This is a genomic window from Massilia timonae CCUG 45783 (assembly GCF_000315425.1).
GTDB classification, from domain to species: domain Bacteria; phylum Pseudomonadota; class Gammaproteobacteria; order Burkholderiales; family Burkholderiaceae_D; genus Telluria; species Telluria timonae.
This window is the reverse complement of the sequence record NZ_JH992925.1, coordinates 483,687-504,101: the sequence shown is the minus strand read 5'-3', so window position 1 is coordinate 504,101 and position 20,415 is coordinate 483,687. Positions and strand designations below refer to the sequence as shown.

Below are 20,415 nucleotides of genomic sequence, written 5' to 3'. Positions count from 1 at the left end.
CGCGTTCAAACATCGTTTGAAGGATGCTCGGTCAATCGACGCCGGTTGAACGCGTGGACGGCAAGCCATCCACCCCACGGATATGCCACCGTTACTGCACGATCGTATAGCAAGGCGTATACGCCTTGCCCGGCAATTTCATGCGGCTCTGCTCGACGAATGACGCAAGCAGCGCATCCATCGGCCCCATGATCTCGGCCTCTCCTTGAATCTCGTACTTGCCGTACTGCTCGATCGCGCGAATCCCCTCTTCCTTCACGTTCCCCGCCACCACGCCCGAGAAGGCGCGGCGCAGATTGGCCGCCAGCAGGTGCGTCGGGATGCCGCGGTGCAGGTCGAGGTTGCGCATGTTCTCGTGCGTCGGCTTGAACGGTTTCTGGAACTCGTGGTCGATCTTGAGCCGCCAATTGTAGTAATAGGCGTCGCTATGCGCCTTGCGGAAGGCGCGCACCTCTTGCACGCCGGCCTGCATCGCGCGCGCCACCGCATCCGGGTCGTCGATGATGATCTGGTAGCGCCGCTGCGCCTGTTCGCCCAGGGTCACGCCGATGAATTGATCGATCTGGGTGAAGTAATCGCGCGCGGACGCCGGCCCCGTGAACACCAGCGGGAATGGGATCTCGGCATTGTCCGGATGGAGCAGGATGCCCAGGATGTACAGGATCTCTTCGGCGGTGCCGGCCCCGCCCGGGAACACGACGATGCCGTGGCCGGTGCGCACGAAGGCCTCGAGGCGCTTCTCGATGTCCGGCATGATCACCAGGTCGTTGACGATCGGGTTCGGCGACTCGGCCGCGATGATGCCCGGCTCCGAGATGCCCAGGTAACGCCCACTGCCAAGGCGCTGCTTGGAGTGGCCGATGGTGGCGCCCTTCATCGGGCCTTTCATGGCGCCCGGACCGCAACCGGTGCAGATGTCCATCTCGCGCAGGCCGAGCGCATAGCCGACCTTCTTGGTGTAGTTGTACTCGATGCGGCTGATCGAGTGGCCGCCCCAGCACACCACCAGGTTGGGATTGCGCTGCGGCTGCAGCACGTTGGCGTTGCGCAGGATGTGGAAGACGGCGTCGGTGATGCCCTCGCTGCGGGTCAGGTCGAATTTGGGATTGTCGGTGACGTCGAAATTGACGAACACGATGTCGCGCAGCACCGAGAACAGGTGCTCGTGGATGCCGCGGATCATCTTGCCGTCGACGAAGGCATTGCCCGGCGCGTTGCGGATGTCGAGCTTGATGCCGCGCTCGCGCTGCAGGATGCTGATGTCGAAGGAGGCGTAGCGCTCCAGCAGCTCCTTGCCGTCGTCGATGTCGCTGCCGGTATTGAGCACCGCCAGCGCGCATTTGCGGAAGACATCGTACAGGCCGGCCTTGCCGGTCTCGAGCAACTTGGCCACCTCGGCCTTCGACAGGACTTCCAGCCGTCCCTGGGGCGAAATCAGGGTATCGACCAGTTGCAGGCTTTCGGGTGAAACGAGTGTATCGACTACGTCGTGGGTCATGGTCGGGTTTTCCTCTTCTCTTCTTAGAAACGTTACGGCCTTTACAGCAATATACGCCAAACCGCCGCGGTTCGTGCTCGCTGCACGCCCCAAAATCGTGAGGCGTGCACAGTGCGGCGCACCATCTTCGAACCGTATTAACACATCCGGAAAAAGTTTTCTTGTGATGAAGAATATGCACTAGAATGCGTGCCTATTGGAATGTTCGACCTTCGAATCGCTCCATATAACTATTACTCAGTCATTACATTTTCGGGAGGAACCGCATGAGCGGTGCAGCTACTACACCCGCCAGCCGACCTCTTCCAGAATTCAAGCAGATCATGGGCCACCCAGCACCGCTGTGGATGCTGTTCATGACCGAATTCTGGGAGCGCTTCGCTTTCTACGGCATTCGTTGGGCACTCGTCCTTTACATCGTCGCCCAGTTCTACGGCGGCGACGCGGCCGGCCAGGCCGACGCCAACCTGACCTACGGTTCCTACCTCGCGCTGGTGTATGCCGGCGCCGTCTTCGGCGGCTATGTCGCCGACCGCATCATCGGCTACCAGCGTTCGATCCTGGTCGGCGCCATCTTCATGGCGGCCGGCCTGTTCATGATTTCGATCCCGAACCATGACGTCTTCAAGCTGGGCCTGGCGACCATCATCGTCGGCAACGGCCTGTTCAAACCGAACATCTCGACCATGGTCGGCCAGCTGTATGCGCTGAACGACACCCGCCGCGATTCGGGCTTCACCATCTTCTACATGGGCATCAACGTCGGCGCCTTCTTCGCGCCGATCCTGACCCAGATCCTGGCCGAGAAGGTGTTCGGCACCCAGGCCATGCCGTCGTACAAGATCGTGTTCCTGGCCTCGGGCATCGGCATGCTGATCTCGCTGGTCTGGTTCTACATCGGCCGCAAGTCCCTGAAGGGCATCGGCGCGCCGATCGGCGACCTGGCCAATCCGAAGCGCCTGATCTTCACGGTCGTCGGCGCGCTGGTCGTCATCCCGGTCATGTACCTGCTGCTGCAGGCCGGCGCCAACAACCTGCAGATCCTCCTGACCGTCCTGTTCGTCGGCCTGGCCGCGATGCTGGTCATGGAAGGCATCCGCGAAGGCAAGGTCGCGCGCGACAAGACCTGGGCCATGATGATCATCTTCTTCTTCAACATCCTGTTCTGGTGCTTCTTCGAGCAGGCCGGCAGCTCGTTCACCTTCCTGGCCGATAATATCGTCGACCGCGACTTCGGTGGCTGGATCTTCCCGGTCGCCTGGTTCCAGTCAGTGAACTCGGTCGCCATCATCGTGTTCGCGCCGATCATCGCCGCGATCTGGGTGATGCTGGGCAAGCGCAACGCGAACCCGTCGATTCCGCGCAAGTTCGGTCTCGGCCTGGTGTTCAACGCGCTGGCCTTCGGCCTCCTGATGTACGCGCTGTCGCAGCTGATCAACGACAACGGCAAGATCCCGTTCTGGACCCTGTTCGCGGTCTACGTGATCCAGTCGATCGGTGAGCTGTGCCTGTCGCCGATCGGCCTGTCGATGGTGACCAAGCTGGCCCCGACCCGCCTGGTGGGCCTCGGCATGGGCGGCTGGTTCCTGTCGACCGGCATCGGCAACAACCTGTCGGGCATCTTCGCCTCGCACGTCTCGGGCGAATCCGGCATGTCGGTCGCGTCGGCACTGGGCGGCTACAGCTTCGGCTTCTGGTCGCTGCTGGGCGGCGGCGTGCTGCTGCTGCTGCTGGCGCCGGTGATCCAGAAACTGATGCACGGCGTGAAGTAAGCGCGTCATGCTTCATTGAAAACGGCGGCCCGCGGGCCGCCGTTTTGCATTCCAAGCCGCTTATCGGTAATCGAGATGCGCGCTCATGGCCGCCATCTCGGCCACCATCCACTCGCGGAAACGCCGCACCTTGAGCATGTGTTCCTTGTGCGGATTGGCGAGAAAGCGGTAGCCGTTCGCGAACGGCACGCTGCGGCAGGGGATCAGGCGCAGCGCGCCGGAAGCGATGTCCTGGAACGCGATCCCGTACGGCACCAGGGCCACGCCCTGCCCGGCCACCGCGGCCTGCACCAGCACGCCCCAGTGGCTGTAGGCGCGCGAGAAATCATACTCTCCCTTGAGCGCGCGGTTCTCGTTGAGCAGCTGCAGCCAGGCTTCGGGCGAGTGCACGATCAACAGGCGATGCTCGGTGAGGTCGGCCAAGGTCAGCGCCGCCTGGCCGGGCGCCAGCAGCTCCGGGCTGTAGGCCGGCACCAGCCGCTCGCGGAACAGCACCGTCGGATCGCCGTCGGTCACGGGTCCATAACGGATCGCGACGTCGGTGCTGTCGGCCTGCAGGTCGACCGGGGCGTCGTTCGAATCGAGCCGGATGTCGAGTTCCGGATACAGCTTGGTGAAACGGTGCATGCGCGGCACCAGCCACTTGATCGCGAACGAGTGGGTGGTGGCGATGCGCAGCACCGCCTCCTCGTCGCCGCTCTGCAAGGCGGTGACCTTGGCGCGCAGCTCGCCCAGCATGCGGGCGGTGGCGATCGCCAGTTCCTGCCCCTTTTCGGTCAGCGCGATGTGGCGTGGATGCCGCACGAACAGAGCAAACCCAATGGTTTCTTCCAGCTGCTTGACCTGGAGGCTGACCGCGGCCGGGGTCTTGTGCAACTCGTGCGCGGCCAGCTTGAAACTGCCCCAGCGCGCGGCGCATTCGAAGTCGATCAGGCCGGAAAGACTGCGTAAGGCCTTCATTTGGCTTCCATGACTAAGTTTTTCTTATTCATTGACCTGTCTTTTTCTCGTTTGATGAATTGTACTGCCGCTAGGAAAATAGTGGTGATCACACAAGGAAGCGCCATGCCCAAGAATATTCTCGTGATCGGTGGAACCCGGTTTTTCGGCAAGCTGCTGGTGCAGCGCCTGGTCCGGGCCGGCCACCACGTCACCATCGCCACCCGCGGCTACGCGCCGGATCCCTTTGGCGCGCGCATCACGCGCGTCCGGGTCGACCGCCGCAACGAACACGCCATGCGCGCCGCCTTTGGCGGCGTGAAGTTCGACATCGTCTATGACCAGATGTGCTATTCGCCGCTCGACGCGGCGATCTCGAGCCGCGTCTTCGGCGGCAACGTCGGGCGCTACGTCATGACCTCGACCATCGACGTCTACCGCGCGCTGGAACCGCAGTCGCAGGCCTTCGACGAGGAATCGCTGCACGTCGACGCCCAGCCGATCGATACCGCCTATCCATGGCACGATCCGGCGCACGCGACGGGCAGCTATGTCGCCGGCAAGGTGCAGGCCGAGGCCTATCTGTACCGCGCCGGCAGCATGCCGGTGGTGAGCGCGCGCCTCGGTCACGTGCTGGGGGGGCCGGACGATTTCACCGGCCGCCTGGCCCATTATGTCGACCTGGTGCGCCAGGGCGCCGTGCTGCAGTACACCAGCGCCAGGGCGCGCACCTCCTTCCTGGAGGCGCGCGAGGCGGCCGACTTCCTGGTCTGGGCCGGCGCCCAGGACTTCACGGGGCCGGTAAACGCGGCGTCCGACGGCGCATTCTCGGCCTACGAGCTGCATGGCCGCGTGGCGGCGGCGCTGGGCGTCGCGGCGCGCACACGCAAGGTCGCCGCGGGCAGTCCGTCGCCGTTCGACCTGCTCACGCCGCTGACGCTCGACACCGGCCGCGCAACAGAACTCGGCTACCGCTTCAGCCATGCCGACGACTGGATCGACAGCGCGATCCGCCAACACGACCTGGCCTACGTCTGATCGACTGACCTCCAAAAACAACGCCGGCGCGAAGCCGGCGTTGTCGTTTCGGGTTCAGGCTTTCTTCACCTTCTCGCGCGCCACCCACCACAGCAGCAGCACGATGGCGCCATACGGAATCATGCTGAGCCAGTTCGCGCTCTCTCCGGCGAAGAACGGGTTCGAGGCCTGGGCCCAGGCGCCGATCGCGGCGTCGAAGTCGGTGAACACGCCGGCCGTGATGGCGATGATGATGCCCGCCAGCGCGCCGCCGGCGATATAGCCCGAGGCCAGCAGCACGCCCGCGCTGCGGTCGCCCGCCTCCTGGCGCTCTTCTTCGTTCAGGTGCGCATTCTGCGGCAGCTTGTTGTTGCGGCGATCGGCCAGCCAGCGCACGGTGCCGCCGATCGCGATCGGCAGGGTCGCCACCAGCGGCAGGTAGACGCCGACCGAGAACGCCAGCGAGGCGATGCCCGCCATCTCCAGCACGATCGCGATCATCACGCCGAACAGCACCAGCGTCCACGGCAGTTCCTGGTCCAGGATGCCCTTGATGATGTAGGACATCAAGACCGCCTTCGGCGCATCGTATTTCTTCACCTCGGTGCCGTCCGGACGCGTGCTGTGGTGGCCGTTGATGCCCGGGTCGACCAGGTACACCACCTTGCCCGCCGCGTCGACGAAGTACTTGCCGGCCGGGCCGCCCACGGTGTCCGTCTTGTGCCAGACCTTATAGGTGTTAGGGTCGTCCTTGGCCTGCGGGCCCTGCAGTTGCGCGGTGTCGGTCAGTTTGGAGGCGTCGACCGTGAGGCCGGGCGCCACCTGCGCCGCCGGCACGTAGACGGTGCCGGCTTCGTTCAGCTTGAGCAGGATCGGTCCCAGGATCAGGGCCGAGGCGAAGGCGCCGCACAGGATCGCATATTGCTGCATGCGCGGCGTGGAGCCGACCAGGTAGCCGGTCTTGAGGTCTTGCGAGGTGGTGCCGGCATTGCTGGCGGCGATGCAGACGATGGCGCCGACCGACAGCGCGGTCACGTAGTACTGGCCGCCGGTCCAGCCCATCACCAGGAAGATCAGGCAGGTGAACAGCAGGGTCGCCACGGCCATGCCCGAGATCGGGTTCGACGACGAGCCGATCTCGCCGGTCAGGCGCGACGAGACGGTGGCAAACAGGAAGCCGAACACCAGGATCAGCACCGCGCCCAGCACGTTCATGTGCAGCGGCGCGGCCAGCGAGATGATGGCGATGATGGCCAGGCAGCCGATCATCACCCACTTCATCGGAATGTCGCGGTCGGTGCGCAGCGACTCGTCGCCTTTCGAACCCTGCCTCACGCCCGCCAGGCCGCCGCGCAGGCCGTTCCAGATCGTCGGCAGCGAGCGCGCCAGCGAGATCAGGCCGCCGGCCGCCACCGCGCCGGCGCCGATATACAGGATGTACGAGGCGCGGATGTCGTCGCCCGTCATGTCGCGGATCGGGATCGTGGCCGGCGACAGCGGCACGGTCGCCAGCTCGCCGAAGAACTTGATCATCGGGACCAGCAGGAGCGAGGCCAGCACGCCGCCGGCCGCCATCGTGTAGGCGATGCGCGGGCCGATGATGTAGCCGACGCCCACCAGTTCGGGCGAGACTTCGGCGCCGATGCTGCCGGTCTTGAGCGGCGCGCCGAACTCGAAGTTGATGGTGTCGCGCCAGCCCTTGAACGACACGCTCAGGGTCTTGTACAGGATGCCGATGCCGAAGCCGCCGAAGATCAGCATCGCGCGCCGTTTCGCCGTCTTCATGGCCTCGCTGCCTTCCGCGCTCGCCGAATCGCGCACTTCGCCGGCAGCCTCGCGCGAGACGTCGGTGGCGGCGGCCTTGAGCACCTCGGCGCAGGCCGTGCCTTCCGGGTATTTCAGTTCGCGGTGCTGGTCGACGATCAGCGTGCGGCGCAGCGGGATCATCATCAGGATGCCGAGCAGGCCGCCCAGCACGCCGACCAGCATCACGCGCGAGATCTCGAGGTCGAAACCGAGGATCATGATGGCCGGCATGGTCACGCCCAGGCCGAAGGCCAGCGATTCGCCGGCCGAACCGGCGGTCTGGGCCACGCTGTTCTCGAGGATCGTCGATTCGCGCGCGCCAAGCTTCTTCGCCATGCCGAACAGGGTGATCGCGATCACCGCCACCGGGATCGAGGCGCTGACCGTCAGGCCCACCTTCAGCACCAGGTAGAGCGAGGACGCGCCGAAGATCATGCCCAGGATGACGCCCATGATCAGGGCGCGCGGCGTCATTTCGGGCAGCTGGGCGGTGGCGGGGATGTAGGGCTTGAAGCCCACCGGTTTCGAGTCGAATGGCATGGAATTCCTTCGTTACGGATGCGGCCCGCCGTGCCGGCGGCGGACCAAAGCGAGAATATCGCACATGCACGAACGGAAAGAAAGCGCCGATTGAAAGCGATTATAATCGCCCGCTCATGGCCGTAAATATGGCGCAATAGCGAGAGTAAGGCAGTGAGCGACACCAACAAGAAGTCCGGACACCCAATCCGCATGAAACACCTTCGTGCGTTCATCCTGATCGTGCTGGCAACCGTGCTGCTGGCCGGCGCCGGCGCCGCGGTCTACGTGATGACGGCGATCCTGCCCAAGGTGCCGCCGATCGACGCCGTGACCGACTACCGTCCCAAGATCCCGCTGCGCATCTACACGGCCGACAATGTGCTGATCGGCCAGTTCGGCGTCGAGCACCGCGACTTCGTGCCGATCGCGAAGATCCCTCCCATGATGAAGTCCGCCGTGCTGGCGATCGAGGACACGCGTTTCTATGAACACGGCGGCATCGACTTCATCCGCGCGCTGGGCGCGGCGCGCGCCAACCTGCGCGGCGGCTTCCGGCAAGGCGCGTCGACCATCACGATGCAGGTGGCGCGCAACTTCTTCCTCACCAACGAGAAGACCATCGCACGCAAGCTCACCGAGATCGCGCTGGCCTACAAGATCGAGGACTCGCTCACCAAGGACCAGATCCTCGAGCTGTACATGAACCAGATCTACCTGGGCCAGCGCTCCTACGGCTTCTCGAGCGCGGCGCGCAGCTATTTCGGCAAGACGCTCGACCAGCTCACGCTGGCCGAGACCGCGATGCTGGCCGGCCTGCCCCAGAACCCGGCGCGCACCAATCCGGTGTCCAATCCCAAGCGCGCGCAGGCGCGCCAGCACGCCATCCTCAAGCGCCTGCTGGAACTGGGCGAGATCGATGAAGCCCGGTACCGCCAGGCCCTGGCCGAACCGCTGCGCGTCAAGCACGACGCCGGCCAATCCTTCGACACCCGCGCCGAATACGTGGCCGAACTGGCGCGCCAGGCGGTCTACCAGCAGTTCGGCGAAGAGTCGTACACGCGCGGCATCACCGTCACCACCACCATCCTGGCGGCCGAGCAGAACGCCGCCTACGACTCGGTGCGGCGCAACGTGCTGGCCTACGACCAGCGCCATGGCTACCGCGGCCCGGAAGCGCGCATCGTGTTGCCGCTCGAAGCCGAGGAACGCGAGGAAGCGATCGTCGACGCGCTGCAGAAGCGCCCCGGCAGCGACGGCCTGCTGCCGGCCGTCGTGCTCGAGGCGAGCGCGCAGGAAGTGCTGGTCGATACGCTGGAGGGCGAAGAAGTCGCCATCCGCGGCGCCGGGCTCAGATTCGCGGCCAATGCCTTGTCCGCCAAGGCGCGCGAGAACGTCAGGATCACCCCGGGCGCCATCGTCCGCATCAGCAAAGGCAAGGATGGCGACTGGGCCATCACCCAGGTGCCGCAGGTGGCCGCGGCCTTCGTCGCGATCGACGCCGACACCGGGGCCTACCATGCGCTGGTGGGCGGCTTCGACTACAACCTGCAGAAGTTCAACCACGTGACCCAGGCGTGGCGCCAGCCGGGATCGAGCATCAAGCCCTTCGTGTATTCGGCGGCGCTGGAAAAAGGCTATTCGCCGACCACCCGCATCCTGGACGAGCCGATCGAGCTGCCCGGCGCCACGCTCGACACGCCCTGGACGCCGCAGAACGACGACGGCGTGTTCGACGGCGAGGTCACGCTGCGCCAGGCGCTGGTGAAATCGAAGAACGTGCCGACGGTGCGCGTGCTGCGCGCCGTGTCGGTCGACTTCGCCCATCAGTACCTGGAGCACTTCGGCTTCGACCTGGCGCGCCACCCAAAGAACTACACGATGGCGCTCGGCACCGGCGCCGTCACGCCGCTGCAGCTGGCTGGCGGCTATGCGGTGTTCGCCAACGGCGGCTACCGGGTCAAGCCCTACCTGATCTCGCGCATCCAGGATGGCAATGGCGCCGTCATCCTCGCGACCGCGCCGCCGCAAGCGAAGAACGAAGCCAACCGCGCAATCACCGCGCGCAACGCCTTCGTGGTCGACAGCATGCTGCGCGACGTGGCCCGCTTCGGCACCGCCGCCGGCGCCACCAGACAGCTGGGCCGGCAAGACCTGGCCGGCAAGACCGGCACCACCAACGACGCCGTCGACGGCTGGTTCGCCGGCTATGCGGGCAATGTGGTGGCGGTGTCGTGGATGGGCTATGACGAACCGCGTTCGCTGGGCGGGCGCGAGTTCGGCTCGACGCTCGCCATGCCGATCTGGATCGACTACATGCGGGCGGCGCTGGCCAAGGCGCCGCCCGTGGAACGCACCCCGCCCGAGGACGTGGTGCACGACGGCGAGGACTGGATCTACCCGGAATTCATCGACGCCGGCGAGACGCGCACGATCGACATCGAGCAGGCGCCCGTCGAGCAGCCGCTGGACATCCCGCCCGGCAGCCAGGAAGTGCCGCCCGACGCCTCGCCGTTCGACGAACGGCCGGCCATCGAGGCTCTGCCGCAGGTGGCGCCGCAGGTAGGTCCGCCGCTGGCGCCGGCCCCTGCGCCAGCGGCCGGGCCAGCGCCGTCAAATCCACCACCCGCGCAAAACCCCATGTGGTAATCCATGTGGTAATCCATGTGGTAATCCATGTGGTAATCTCACCAGTTCCCGGCCAGCAGTCCGACGGCCGGCACGGGTGCGGTTCGCACAATTTCTCAGCAACACCTTCTCAGCAACACTCTCTCAGCAACACCTCACGCATCACTTCATGCATCACCTCACAGGAGCGGAACTCTAGTCACAATGATGGTGTCTGAATCTACGTAAGCGTACATGCGAGAACACCATGGAAATGATGCTGAAGACCGGCGCGGCAGCGCGCCGGCTTGGCGTGACACCCAAGACGTTGCAACGCTGGGATCGCTGTGGCACGTTCTCTCCATTAGCGCGCAGCCCAACCGGCCTGCGCCTCTATAGCGAAACGCAGATTGCTGAGCGGATCGGCTTGCAGTCACGCCCGGTGCCATACCGGATCATCGCTTACTGTAGGGTGTCTAGCGCTGCGCAAAAGCCTGATTTACGCAATCAGCGCCGGGTTCTGGAAGAATTTTGCACAGCCCGTGGACTGGCAAATGTCGAGTTCATCAAAGAGATCGGCGGCGGGCTCAATTTCAAGCGCCCGCGCTTGCTGGAGCTGACCGACGCGATCGGGCGAGGCGAGGTCCGCACCCTGGTGCTGGCGCATCGGGATCGCCTGACGCGCTTCGGGTACGAATGGTTCGAACACATAGCGCACGTGCATGGCTGCGAGCTTCTCGTACTGAATCAGGAGCGCCTGTCCCCCGAGCAGGAAATGGTGCAAGACATGATGACCATCGTGCATTGCTTTTCAAGTCGTTTAGATGGGCTGCGCAACTATCGCCGCCAGTTGGATGTTGCATTGAACAAGGATGTGCGCAATGTTGCTGTCACATCGCATCCGGCTTGAAGCTACATCCGAGCAGCGCGACTATTTCGCACGTGCGGCAGGGACGGCGCGCAAGGTCTGGAACTGGGCGCTGGCAGAGTGGCAGCGGCAAACCGCGCTGGGCCAGCGGCCGGATGCCATGAAACTCAAGAAGCAATTCAATGGGATCAAGTATGCCCACCCGGACTGGCTCGACGCCGAAGGCAAACCGTGGTTGCGAACAATCCACCGCGATGCGCATGCACAGCCTTTCGCGCATCTTCAGCGAGCTTGGCGTCGCTACGTCGAGCAACGGCAAGCCGGCAAGAAAGCCTATCCACCGACGTTTAAACGGAAAGGTCGCTGCCGGGACGCGTTTTATATTGCCAACGACAAGATTCGTTTTGAGGGCAAGTGCGCCGTGCTGCCAAAGATCGGCGAGGTTTTGCTGACCGAGGTTCTACGGCTCCCCGGCAAGATCATGGGCGCCTGCGTGTCGCGCGAAGCCGACCATTGGTATCTGGCCGTGCAGGTCAAGCTACCGGAGCAACTGGCCCGTCTGCAGCGTCAGGGCGATGGCGTGGTTGGGGTCGATCTTGGCGTGAGCGCCGCGGCCGTTCTGTCCAGCGGCGAGAAGATCGCGGCCCCACGGCCGCTACGTGCAAGCCAGCGGCGCCTGCGCATCCGCTCGCGGCGCCATGCACGCAAGCTGAAAGCAGCGAAGGCCGGTGCCGGGATCACGGGCGCGATCCCGAAAGGGGTACGTTTGCCGGTGTCGCGCAACCGACAAAAGGATGCGCATGCGCTGGCGCGCCTAAATGCGCACATCACGCACGTACGCACCGATTTCATCCATAAGCTCACTACTCGACTGTGCCGCGAAAACCAAGCGATAGCGATCGAGGACCTGAACGTGAGCGGCATGCTGGCCAACCATCGGCTGGCGCGTGCGATCGCCGACGTTGGATTTTACGAGATCCGGCGTCAGCTCCAGTACAAGGCGCAACGTTACGACACGTTATTGGTGCTGGCGGATCGCTGGTATCCATCCAGCAAACTGTGTTCGACATGCGGCGCGCATTACACCGGGTTGAAACTCGGTGAGCGCAATTGGATTTGCGCCTGCGGTGTCCGTCACGACCGTGATGTGAACGCCGCGATCAATCTGCAACGGCTCGCCACCGACGCCCTCGTGGTGAGAACGGCGCTACCCGAGGCGAGTCATGCGGCAACGCATGGCACTGCCGCTGGAGCGGTTCCAGCGGCAGGCGGGAAAGTCACGCCTGTCAGGTACGAGCACGGTCAACAGGACGGCTCGGGGCAGGAAGAGAACGGTGCGCACGTTTAGGCACCTTTTCGATAGCAGATCATCATGGCGTATGTCGACGGTTTTGTTCTTCCCCTTCCCAAATCGAAACTCGACCAGTACCGGGCCCAGGCCGAGCTGTCGGGCAGCGTATGGCGCGACCACGGCGCGCTCGAATACCGCGAATGGATCGCGGACGACGTCATGCCGGGCGAACACACCTCGTTCCCGCAGAGCGTCAAGCTGGAGGACGGCGAGACCGTCATCCTGGCCTGGGCGGTGTATGAATCGCGCAGCCACCGCGACGCCGTGCTGGAAAAAGTGATGCAAGACCCGCGCATGGCCGACATGATGAAGCCGGGCGGCGTGCCCTTCGACGGCAAGCGCATGTTCTTCGGCGGATTCGACAACCTGGTCGATCTGTAAGTACCGGGTGTGTCGGAACGGCACACCAACCGAAAATGTGACGCGACGAAGGCGCGCACGATTGACACCGCGCCTTTTCACATGCCAACATCTGTTTCTCATATTCAATAGCCGCGTCGCGGCTTCCGACACCATGACCGTTACGCCCCTCGCGTTCGACGCGCCCGACCTGGCTGCGCGCCTCGACCAATGCACGCCGGAACAACTCGACGCGCTCGACTTCGGCGTCATCGGCTTCGGCGCCGACACCAACGTCACGCTGTACAACGCCTTCGAATCCCAGGCGGCCGGCCTGTCGCCCCAGCGGGTGCTGGGCCAGCCCCTGTTCACGAACGTCGCGCCCTGCATGAACAATTTCATGGTGGCGCAGCGTTTCGAAGACGCCCAGGAAGACAACAGCGTGCTGGACGCCACGATCGACTACGTCCTGACCCTGCGCATGCGTCCGGTCAAGGTCGCGCTGCGCCTGCTGTCGAACCCGGGCGGGAGCCGGCGCTACGTGCTGGTCCAGCGCCAGCCACGGTAAGCCTGGATGAGCCGCGATGCACCCGATTTCGGCGCCGAGCACGAGGCGCTGATCCAGTTCCTGTACCTGGCGCCGGTGGGCCTGGTGCAGACGAACGTCCAGGGCGACGTCACCATGATGAACCCGGTCGCGGCCCAGCTCCTGATGCCGCTGTCGCACGACGGCGGCCTGGACAACCTGTTCACGGCACTGGCCCGGGTGGCGCCCGAGCTGCGCGAGCGCACTGCCCAGCATGGCGAACCCTACGGCAAGATTTGCGACGGCCTGCACGTCTACCTGGAAGCCGGCGCCGGCGCCAGGCGCGCGCCGCAGATCCTGGCGCTCACCCTGCTCAAGCTCGATCCCGAACGCGTGATGGCGGTGATCAACGACATCACCGAACAGGTGCGGCGCGAGCGCCGGCTGCGCCAGAACGACGCCTGGCTGAGCGCCATCCTGGCCGGGGTCCAGGATTACGCTCTGGCGAGTCTGGACCTGCAGGGCCGGCTGTGCGACTGGAACGCGAGTGTCGGACGCGTCACCGGTTTCGGCCCCGAGGCCGTCGGCCGGCCGTTCACGATCTTCTACCCGCCTGACACGATCGCGCTCGAATACCGCCAGGACCGCCTGCGCGAAGCCGACGCCAGCGGCTGGTCGTTCGACGAGGGCCGCCGCCTGCGCGCCGACGGCGCCGTGTTCTGGGGCAGCACGCTGGTGGCGCCGCTGCCCGAGCGCGAGCCGCTGCCCGGCGAGCTCGATGGCGCCGCCTGCTGCCCCGCCTATTGCCTGATTCTGCGCGATCTCGGCAAACCACAAGACACGGCTGCACGCCGCCAGGAGAACGCCCATGCAGCATGAGCCAGGCGACGCGTATGAAACGCTGGTGCAGTTCCTGTACCGGGCCCCGATCGGCCTGGCGCAGACCACGCTCGACGGCACGGTCGAGATGCTCAATCCGATGGCCTCGAACCTCCTGATGCCGCTCGCCACCGACGCCGGCCTGGACAACTTGTTCGACCTGCTGGCGCCGGTCGCGCCGCAGCTGCCGGCGATGGTCGAGGCCTTCATCGAACCTTCCGGCATGATCTGCGAAGGCCTGCGCCTGCCGGTCGGCGTGCACCACGCCGCCAGCGGCTCGCTGCAGGTGCTATCGCTGAACCTGACGAAGCTCGACCCCGAGCGCCTGATGGCCACCGTGGCCGACGCCACCTTCGAAGTCCAGCGCGAGCAAGAGATGCTGTCGCGCCGCCTGCGCAGCGCCGCCCGCACCGACAGCCTGACCCGCATGCCCAACCGCGCGGCGGTGCGCGACGAGCTGCAACGCCTGCTGGCACGGCCGCAGGACGGACTCGGCTTCGCGGTGCTCACCCTGAACTGCGATCGCTTCCGCCAGCTCAACGACAGCCTGGGCCAGGCCGGCGGCGACCAGCTGTTGATGCACATCGCCGACCGCCTGCGCGGCGCCCTGCGCCCGCCCACCACGATGATCGAGCCTGCCGCCCGCAGCGGCCAGCTCGCGGCGCGCATCGGCGGCGACGAATTCGTCGTGGTGCTGGACGGCCTGCGCGCGCGGCACGACGCCGAGCGGGTCGCGCTGCGCCTGCTGGAAGCACTCGCCCATCCCTATGTGATCGGCGGCCACGAGATCGTGTGCAGCGCCAGCCTGGGGCTGGCCTGGGGGCCGGATGCGGCGGCGCTCGATATGCGCGATGAGCATGATCCCGACAGCCTGCTGCGCGACGCCGGCATCGCGATGGTCGAGGCCAAGCGCGCCGGCGGCAACCGCCATGCCGTGTTCGAAGCCTGCATGCGCGAGCGCGCGGCGCGGCGCGCCGACATCGAGGCCGACCTGCGCCAGGCCCTGGCCGAGGAACAGCTGTTCGTGGTCTACCAGCCGGTGGTGCGCCTGCTGCCGGACGGCGGCGTCGATCGCGCCGCCGGCGTCGAGGCGCTGGTGCGCTGGCGCCATCCGCAGCGCGGCATCGTGCCGCCGATCGAATTCATCCAGGTGGCGGAAGAGTGCGGCTTGATCGGCGCGCTGGGCGACTTCGTGCTGGCGCGCGCCTGCCGCGACTTCATGGACTGGCAGGCCCGCCTTGGCGCCGCGGCGCCGGGCCTGATGGCGGTCAACCTGTCACGCGCCCAGCTCGGCCAGGCCGGCTGGGTCGACAGCGTCGCCGCCGTGCTGGCCGCGACCGGCATGCCGGCCGCCAGCCTGCAGCTCGAAGTCACCGAAAGCCTCGCGGCCCAGGACCAGGACACGCAACTGCGCCTGCACGAGCTCAAGGCGCTCGGCGTCAAGCTCGCGCTGGACGACTTCGGCACCGGCTACTCGTCGCTGTCGAGCCTGCACCTGCTGCCGGTGGACACGGTCAAGATCGACCGCTCCTTCGTGTGCCAGGCCGACACCAGCTCGCACCACCGGGTGCTGATCGAGGCCACCGTGAAGGTCGCCCAGAGCCTGGGCATGAAGACTGTGGCCGAAGGCATCGAAACCCGCTCGCAGCTCGACGTGGTGCGCGAACAGCGCTGCGACAAGGTGCAGGGATATTATTTCAGCCGGCCATTGCCGGCGGCGGAACTGCTCGACTGGCTCGCCATGGAAACAGCCACGGCCTGATAGGGTGGATTCCTACAGGGGTATCCGATGTGTTCCTATTCTCGCGTAGCGGCGTCGTCGCGAGAATACAAACATTCAAGTACCCAAGGAGAACACCATGAAACGCACCGTTCAAAGCGCAGTTCTCGCCGGCATGATGGCATTTGGCCTGGCCGCCTGCAACACGACCGACACCACGACCGATTCGATGCGCGGCAGCACCGGCACCGGCGCGACCACCGGCAGCGGGGTGCAAACCCCGAGCACCAACGGCGGCGCAAACAGCTGGAATACGGGCGCGAACGGCGCCAGCGGCGTCAATGCCGCCGCGGGCACCACCAGCAACAACCAGCAAACCACGGATATGCCCGTCAGCCGCTGAGTCGCGGCGCCTGAATCGGCTTACTATGCGTGAGCCTGATCCTACAGGTATTGACGTTGTCTTCCTATTTCATGTGTACGGCTGACCTCGCATGATGAGCAACCTCACCAATCAAGGAGAAGCACGATGAAGACGATCCAGACCGTACTGCTGGGCGGCGTGATGGCCTTTGCCCTGGCCGCCTGCAACACCACCGACTCGACCGGCACCACCAGCGGTTCCTCGTCCATGGGCACGACCCAGGCTGGTTCGACCGGCAACCCGACCGTCGATGCACAGATGGGCATCAGCCCGAACGACGTGCAGAATACCGGTCCGGCCAACGCCACCGGCAGTGCCTCGACCCCGACCAATACCGGTCACACGACCACCGGCTCGAACAACGGCCAGTAAGCGCTGTCACGGCAAACGGCCCGGCGCCGCGCAAGCGGCGGCCGGGCCGTTTGCTGTTCGCTGTAGAATGGAACCATGCCCTCTTCGCTGAACTTCGCACGCCCATGAAACGCTGGCTCGCCCGCCTGTTCGGCACGCGCGAAGCGGGCGTACCGATCGCCGTTCCTGCCGACATCGCAGGAAATCGTCCCGGCGCCGCCGCCGACGATCCGACACTGGCGCAATTCGACCTCGATCTCGCTTTCTTCCACTGGCTCGCCGGCCCGCACGTGACAGGGCGTCCCGCCCCCGACGGCCCGGTGCTCGACGAGCTGGCGCGCCTGGCGCGCGATCCGCACGGCGCGGCGGCGCTGGTGCCGCGGGTGCCCGCCGTGATTCCGCAACTGCTGCGCAGCCTGCGCGAGGGCGCGACGGGCGCCGGCGCGCTGGCGCGCCAGGTGGCCCAGGACCCGGTGCTGGTCGCCGAGGTGATCCGCGAGGTGAACAGCCCTTATTACCAGCCCGCGTCCCCCATCCGCAGCCTCGAAGGCGCGGTGCTGCTGCTGGGGCAGAACGGCTTGCGCATGCTGCTGGCGCGGGTCGCCTTTCGACCGATCATCAGCCAGCAGGCCGGACCGCTGCTGCGGCTGCTGGCGCCGCCACTGTGGCGCCAGTCCGAACTGTGCGCGCAGGCGGCCGGCCTGCTGGCGCCGCGTCACGGGGCCGATCCCTTCGAGGCCTATCTGGCGGGCCTGATGCACAACGTCGGGCTGATGGTGGCCTTTCGCGTGGTCGAGCAGCTGGTGCCGCCGGGCGCCCTGCCCGACGCCGATGACTTCGGCGCGCGCCTGCTGGCGGCGGCGCGCCTGATCTCGGCCCGTATCGCCGGCGAGTGGGAACTGCCGCCGGCGATCGGCCACGCGATCGCGCACCCGGGCGACGCCGGCGCCCTGCCGACCCTGCTGCAAGACGCCGACCGGCTGGCCAAGCTGCAGATGCTGGCCATGGGCGGCCAGCCCCTGTTCGTGCGCGCCGTGCTCGCGCTGGCGCCCGAGGCGCGCCACGTCTACGACCGACTCCTCGAACAATCCGACCGACAGGACGCCTGAATGCCCTTTCCCATCGAAGAAAAACTCGTGATCGGCGTCGCCTCCAGCGCGCTGTTCGACCTGTCCGAATCGCACCAGGTCTATCTCGAACACGGGCCCGACGAGTACCGCGCCTACCAGGAACGCCAGCGCGACGTCGTGCTGGCGCGCGGCGTGGCCTTTCCCTTCATCCGGCGCTTCCTCAGCATCAACAAGTGCTTCCCGCAGCAGGCGCCGGTCGAAGTCGTCCTGTTCTCGCGCAACTCGCCCGAGACGGGGCTGCGCGTGATGCGCTCGATCGCCCACTACGGGCTCGATATCTCGCGCGCGGTGTTCATGACCGGCAAATCGCCCTACCCCTACCTGCCGGCCTTCAACGCCGCGCTGTTCCTGAGCGCGAACGAGGAAGACGTCAAGAGCGCGATCGAGGTCGACTATCCGGCCGGCCTGGTGCTGCCCTCGCGCATCGCCGACGAGGAAGACGACATCGAACTGCGGGTGGCCTTCGACTTCGACGGCGTGCTGGCCGACGACGAATCCGAGACGGTTTACAAGCGCGACGGCCTGGGCGAGTTCCACGCCCACGAAACGCTGCACGTGGCGCGCCCTCACCAGCCCGGCCCGCTGGCCGGCATGTTCCGCAAGCTGGCCATGCTGCAGCAGCTCGAAAAAGACGCCGAGCGCGACGATCCGGACTACCGCCGCATCGTGCGCATCGCCATCATCACGGCGCGCAGCGCGCCGGCGCACGAGCGCGTCGTCACCACCCTGGGCAGCTGGGGCGTGTCGGCCGACGAGACCTTCTTCCTGGGTGGGATGGACAAGAGCCGCGTGCTGTCGGTGTTCAAGCCGCATATCTTCTTCGACGACCAGCTCGCCCACCTCGACTCCGGACCCGGCGCCACGATCCCGATGGTGCACGTGCCGTTCGGGATCGCGAACCGGCGCGCGGCCGATACGGTGTCCGCAGCGCCTACAGCCGGGGCAACGCCAGCAGGCGCTCCAGCTCCGGCTGCATAGCCCTGGCCCAGATGGCATAGCCGGCCTCGTTCGGGTGCAGCCAGTCCGGCATCGCGTTCGCCGGCAGGCTGCCGTCCGGCGCCAGGAACGCCTTGTTCACGTCGAGGTAGAACACCTGGCGTCCGTCGGCCAGCGCCGGTAGGCGCGCATTGACCTGTTCATTCAGGCGGCGCAGCGGGCCGTCCGCCTTTGCATCGCGCGGGAAGATCGCCAGCAGCAGGATGCGGGTGCGCGGCAGGCGCTTCTTGAGTTCTTCCAGATTGCGCGCGATGCCGGCCGCCGTGATGGCGGGGAAGTCGCGCCGATGCCCCGTGTTGTTGGTGCCGATCAGGAGCACCGCCACCTTCGGATCGATGCCATCCACTTCGCCGTGCTGCAGGCGCCACAACACGTTCTCGGTGCGATCGCCCCCGAAGCCGAGGGCCAGCGCATGGTGGCGCGCATAGTTCTGCTGCCACACCTGCGCGCCCTCTTTTTCCCAGCCCTGGGTGATCGAATCGCCGATGAAGACCAGCTGCGGGCTGCGGCCTTCGAAGACCATGCGCCTGGCCTCGTCCAGCTTCTGGCGGTGGCGCGGCAGCCACCAGTCGGTCGACCACGATTCGTTGAGGGTGTCGGGCGTGACGGCCACCGTGCGCCAGTCGGGGCATGGGGTATTGGGCGTGCCGGCCCGGGAGAACGCCACATTGGCGACGCCGACCTGGCCGCTGCCGGTGCCCTCCAGCAGGAAGGGGCGCGTCACCGACCGGAAATCGTCGCCGTCGCGCGCGAAGCACGACATCGACAGCACGATGCGCTGCCAGCCCTTGCCCTGGGCCGCGCGTCCCGGCAACACGTAGGACACGTGGCGCTCGCAGTCGTCGCCGCAACCGACCCGGAACAGGATCCCGCCCTGGTCCAGCGCATCGACCTTGAGGTCGAAGGCCAGGGTGCCGGCCGCCAGGTAGGGCCGCAGGTCGAACGGCGGACCGGCAAAGCGCACGCCGCTTTTCCAGATCCTGTTCCAGCGCAGGGTCAAGGCCTTGCCGCCGCCCGGCCCTTCGCCGCGCGCCAGTTCGATCGCGCTGCCGGGGAATGTGTCGCGGATGCCCGCAGCGGCGTCGACGCGTTCGCCCAGCAGGACATGCTCGGTATCGGGAGCGACCGCCGATATGGTCACGCCCTGACGCGGCGCGCCGTCGAACAAGACCAGGTCGACGGGCGGCGCCGCATGCGCCAGCGCGGGCAGCATGGATGCGATCGATAGGGATACGGCGGCCAGGCCTGCGCGCATGAAGGTCTCCTGTATTTATTTTGTGGAAACAGGATCATGCGCGACTTTCAGCCCGACCACAACCACTGCGCTTCTTCAGGCGCGGCAGATCCAGCCGCGGAGCACGCCCCCGAGGCCAGCACCGCCAGGCTGGCGCACCCGGTCGCCGTGCGCCGCGACCAGTTGCCGCGCCAGCTCGATCATCGCGGCCGACGGATCGACGCCGTCGAAGGTCCACGCCGGCTGGCCGTCCGCGAACGCCTTCAGTTCCAGGCCGCCGCCGGCGTCCAGCACCAGCACCCGCGCATCAAACGGCGCGCGCTCGGCCAGCAGGACCCGCGCCATGCGCTGCATGTCGGCGAAGCCGGGGACGAATTTCGGCGGGCCTTCGTGGTAGCGCGCCACCATCGCCGGATCGTGAAAATGGGACATTGGATTC

The 20,415-nt window shown here is 66.1% G+C and carries 18 protein-coding genes; 13 read left to right on the top strand and 5 right to left on the bottom strand.

The genetic code is table 11. The features are described from left to right. Window positions 1–91: 91 nt before the first annotated feature. Window positions 92–1,498 carry a nucleotide 5'-monophosphate nucleosidase PpnN gene (gene ppnN, locus HMPREF9710_RS22510; protein ID WP_005670233.1) on the bottom strand — a complete coding sequence of 469 codons (1,407 nt, stop codon included), beginning with the start codon at window positions 1,496–1,498 and terminating at the stop codon, window positions 92–94. 323 nt (window positions 1,499–1,821) lie between these two features. Here ppnN and HMPREF9710_RS22505 point away from each other — a divergent pair, with 323 nt between their 5' ends. Continuing rightward, entirely contained in the window at window positions 1,822–3,270 is a 1,449-nt protein-coding gene (locus tag HMPREF9710_RS22505) for a peptide MFS transporter (RefSeq protein WP_229409910.1), read from the top strand. Window positions 3,271–3,330: 60 nt separating this feature from the next. Here the strand turns inward: HMPREF9710_RS22505 and HMPREF9710_RS22500 are convergent, their stop codons facing one another. Continuing rightward, a complete protein-coding gene (locus HMPREF9710_RS22500) occupies window positions 3,331–4,230 on the bottom strand; it encodes a LysR substrate-binding domain-containing protein (RefSeq protein ID WP_005670231.1) in 900 nt (299 codons plus the stop codon). Between the two features lie 105 nt (window positions 4,231–4,335). Between HMPREF9710_RS22500 and HMPREF9710_RS22495 the strand changes: the two genes are divergently transcribed. Then, a complete protein-coding gene (locus HMPREF9710_RS22495; RefSeq protein ID WP_005670230.1) occupies window positions 4,336–5,247 on the top strand; it encodes an NAD-dependent epimerase/dehydratase family protein in 912 nt (303 codons plus the stop codon). 54 nt (window positions 5,248–5,301) lie between these two features. Here the strand turns inward: HMPREF9710_RS22495 and HMPREF9710_RS22490 are convergent, their stop codons facing one another. Further along, window positions 5,302–7,572 (bottom strand): OPT family oligopeptide transporter, encoded by a 2,271-nt coding sequence (locus HMPREF9710_RS22490; protein WP_005670229.1) that lies wholly within the window; start codon window positions 7,570–7,572, stop codon window positions 5,302–5,304. Window positions 7,573–7,764: 192 nt separating this feature from the next. Here HMPREF9710_RS22490 and HMPREF9710_RS22485 point away from each other — a divergent pair, with 192 nt between their 5' ends. The 11 genes from HMPREF9710_RS22485 (at window position 7,765) to HMPREF9710_RS22435 (ending at window position 18,724) form a co-directional block, all read left to right on the top strand. Continuing rightward, complete coding sequence (locus tag HMPREF9710_RS22485) at window positions 7,765–10,200, top strand: penicillin-binding protein 1A (protein ID WP_051205163.1); 2,436 nt, start codon at window positions 7,765–7,767, stop codon at window positions 10,198–10,200. Between the two features lie 226 nt (window positions 10,201–10,426). Further along, complete coding sequence (locus tag HMPREF9710_RS27380; RefSeq protein ID WP_005670227.1) at window positions 10,427–11,068, top strand: IS607 family transposase; 642 nt, start codon at window positions 10,427–10,429, stop codon at window positions 11,066–11,068. Then, on the top strand, window positions 11,040–12,374 hold the full coding sequence (locus tag HMPREF9710_RS22475) for an RNA-guided endonuclease InsQ/TnpB family protein (protein ID WP_005670226.1): 1,335 nt from the start codon (window positions 11,040–11,042) through the stop codon (window positions 12,372–12,374). Before HMPREF9710_RS27380 ends, HMPREF9710_RS22475 begins: the two co-directional genes overlap by 29 nt. A 24-nt stretch (window positions 12,375–12,398) precedes the next feature. Further along, window positions 12,399–12,758: a DUF1428 domain-containing protein gene (locus HMPREF9710_RS22470; RefSeq protein WP_005670225.1), complete on the top strand. Its 360-nt coding sequence runs from the start codon at window positions 12,399–12,401 to the stop codon at window positions 12,756–12,758. A 133-nt stretch (window positions 12,759–12,891) separates the two neighbouring features. Continuing rightward, on the top strand, window positions 12,892–13,284 hold the full coding sequence (locus tag HMPREF9710_RS22465; RefSeq protein ID WP_005670224.1) for a PAS domain-containing protein: 393 nt from the start codon (window positions 12,892–12,894) through the stop codon (window positions 13,282–13,284). Between the two features lie 6 nt (window positions 13,285–13,290). Next, window positions 13,291–14,121, top strand: coding sequence for a PAS domain S-box protein (locus HMPREF9710_RS22460; protein ID WP_005670223.1), 831 nt, complete (start codon window positions 13,291–13,293; stop codon window positions 14,119–14,121). Beyond that, window positions 14,111–15,883 (top strand): putative bifunctional diguanylate cyclase/phosphodiesterase, encoded by a 1,773-nt coding sequence (locus tag HMPREF9710_RS22455; RefSeq protein WP_005670222.1) that lies wholly within the window; start codon window positions 14,111–14,113, stop codon window positions 15,881–15,883. Before HMPREF9710_RS22460 ends, HMPREF9710_RS22455 begins: the two co-directional genes overlap by 11 nt. Before the next feature lie 97 nt (window positions 15,884–15,980). Then, on the top strand, window positions 15,981–16,244 hold the full coding sequence (locus HMPREF9710_RS22450) for a hypothetical protein (RefSeq protein WP_005670221.1): 264 nt from the start codon (window positions 15,981–15,983) through the stop codon (window positions 16,242–16,244). 126 nt (window positions 16,245–16,370) lie between these two features. Then, window positions 16,371–16,637, top strand: coding sequence for a hypothetical protein (locus HMPREF9710_RS22445; RefSeq protein ID WP_005670219.1), 267 nt, complete (start codon window positions 16,371–16,373; stop codon window positions 16,635–16,637). Between the two features lie 104 nt (window positions 16,638–16,741). Next, the gene (locus HMPREF9710_RS22440) at window positions 16,742–17,725 is read left to right on the top strand and encodes an HDOD domain-containing protein (RefSeq protein WP_005670217.1); all 984 of its coding nucleotides are present in this window, start codon (window positions 16,742–16,744) and stop codon (window positions 17,723–17,725) included. Then, window positions 17,726–18,724 carry a 5'-nucleotidase gene (locus HMPREF9710_RS22435; RefSeq protein ID WP_005670215.1) on the top strand — a complete coding sequence of 333 codons (999 nt, stop codon included), beginning with the start codon at window positions 17,726–17,728 and terminating at the stop codon, window positions 18,722–18,724. Here HMPREF9710_RS22435 and HMPREF9710_RS22430 read toward each other — a convergent pair. Together HMPREF9710_RS22430 and HMPREF9710_RS22425 are read right to left on the bottom strand one after the other, a co-directional pair. Then, window positions 18,678–19,997 (bottom strand): GDSL-type esterase/lipase family protein, encoded by a 1,320-nt coding sequence (locus tag HMPREF9710_RS22430; protein ID WP_005670211.1) that lies wholly within the window; start codon window positions 19,995–19,997, stop codon window positions 18,678–18,680. The genes HMPREF9710_RS22435 and HMPREF9710_RS22430 overlap by 47 nt on opposite strands. 75 nt (window positions 19,998–20,072) lie before the next feature. Further along, window positions 20,073–20,408, bottom strand: coding sequence for a class I SAM-dependent methyltransferase (locus HMPREF9710_RS22425; RefSeq protein WP_005670209.1), 336 nt, complete (start codon window positions 20,406–20,408; stop codon window positions 20,073–20,075). Window positions 20,409–20,415 lie beyond the last annotated feature (7 nt).

Bases quoted from the DNA above. Each gene is read 5' to 3' on its own strand.
- ppnN (WP_005670233.1), bottom strand. From the start codon at position 1,498: ATGACCCACGACGTAGTCGATACACTCGTTTCACCCGAAAGCCTGCAA.
- HMPREF9710_RS22505 (WP_229409910.1), top strand. From the start codon at position 1,822: ATGGGCCACCCAGCACCGCTGTGGATGCTGTTCATGACCGAATTCTGG.
- HMPREF9710_RS22500 (WP_005670231.1), bottom strand. From the start codon at position 4,230: ATGAAGGCCTTACGCAGTCTTTCCGGCCTGATCGACTTCGAATGCGCC.
- HMPREF9710_RS22495 (WP_005670230.1), top strand. From the start codon at position 4,336: ATGCCCAAGAATATTCTCGTGATCGGTGGAACCCGGTTTTTCGGCAAG.
- HMPREF9710_RS22490 (WP_005670229.1), bottom strand. From the start codon at position 7,572: ATGCCATTCGACTCGAAACCGGTGGGCTTCAAGCCCTACATCCCCGCC.
- HMPREF9710_RS22485 (WP_051205163.1), top strand. From the start codon at position 7,765: ATGAAACACCTTCGTGCGTTCATCCTGATCGTGCTGGCAACCGTGCTG.
- HMPREF9710_RS27380 (WP_005670227.1), top strand. From the start codon at position 10,427: ATGGAAATGATGCTGAAGACCGGCGCGGCAGCGCGCCGGCTTGGCGTG.
- HMPREF9710_RS22475 (WP_005670226.1), top strand. From the start codon at position 11,040: ATGTTGCTGTCACATCGCATCCGGCTTGAAGCTACATCCGAGCAGCGC.
- HMPREF9710_RS22470 (WP_005670225.1), top strand. From the start codon at position 12,399: ATGGCGTATGTCGACGGTTTTGTTCTTCCCCTTCCCAAATCGAAACTC.
- HMPREF9710_RS22465 (WP_005670224.1), top strand. From the start codon at position 12,892: ATGACCGTTACGCCCCTCGCGTTCGACGCGCCCGACCTGGCTGCGCGC.
- HMPREF9710_RS22460 (WP_005670223.1), top strand. From the start codon at position 13,291: ATGAGCCGCGATGCACCCGATTTCGGCGCCGAGCACGAGGCGCTGATC.
- HMPREF9710_RS22455 (WP_005670222.1), top strand. From the start codon at position 14,111: ATGCAGCATGAGCCAGGCGACGCGTATGAAACGCTGGTGCAGTTCCTG.
- HMPREF9710_RS22450 (WP_005670221.1), top strand. From the start codon at position 15,981: ATGAAACGCACCGTTCAAAGCGCAGTTCTCGCCGGCATGATGGCATTT.
- HMPREF9710_RS22445 (WP_005670219.1), top strand. From the start codon at position 16,371: ATGAAGACGATCCAGACCGTACTGCTGGGCGGCGTGATGGCCTTTGCC.
- HMPREF9710_RS22440 (WP_005670217.1), top strand. From the start codon at position 16,742: ATGAAACGCTGGCTCGCCCGCCTGTTCGGCACGCGCGAAGCGGGCGTA.
- HMPREF9710_RS22435 (WP_005670215.1), top strand. From the start codon at position 17,726: ATGCCCTTTCCCATCGAAGAAAAACTCGTGATCGGCGTCGCCTCCAGC.
- HMPREF9710_RS22430 (WP_005670211.1), bottom strand. From the start codon at position 19,997: ATGCGCGCAGGCCTGGCCGCCGTATCCCTATCGATCGCATCCATGCTG.
- HMPREF9710_RS22425 (WP_005670209.1), bottom strand. From the start codon at position 20,408: ATGTCCCATTTTCACGATCCGGCGATGGTGGCGCGCTACCACGAAGGC.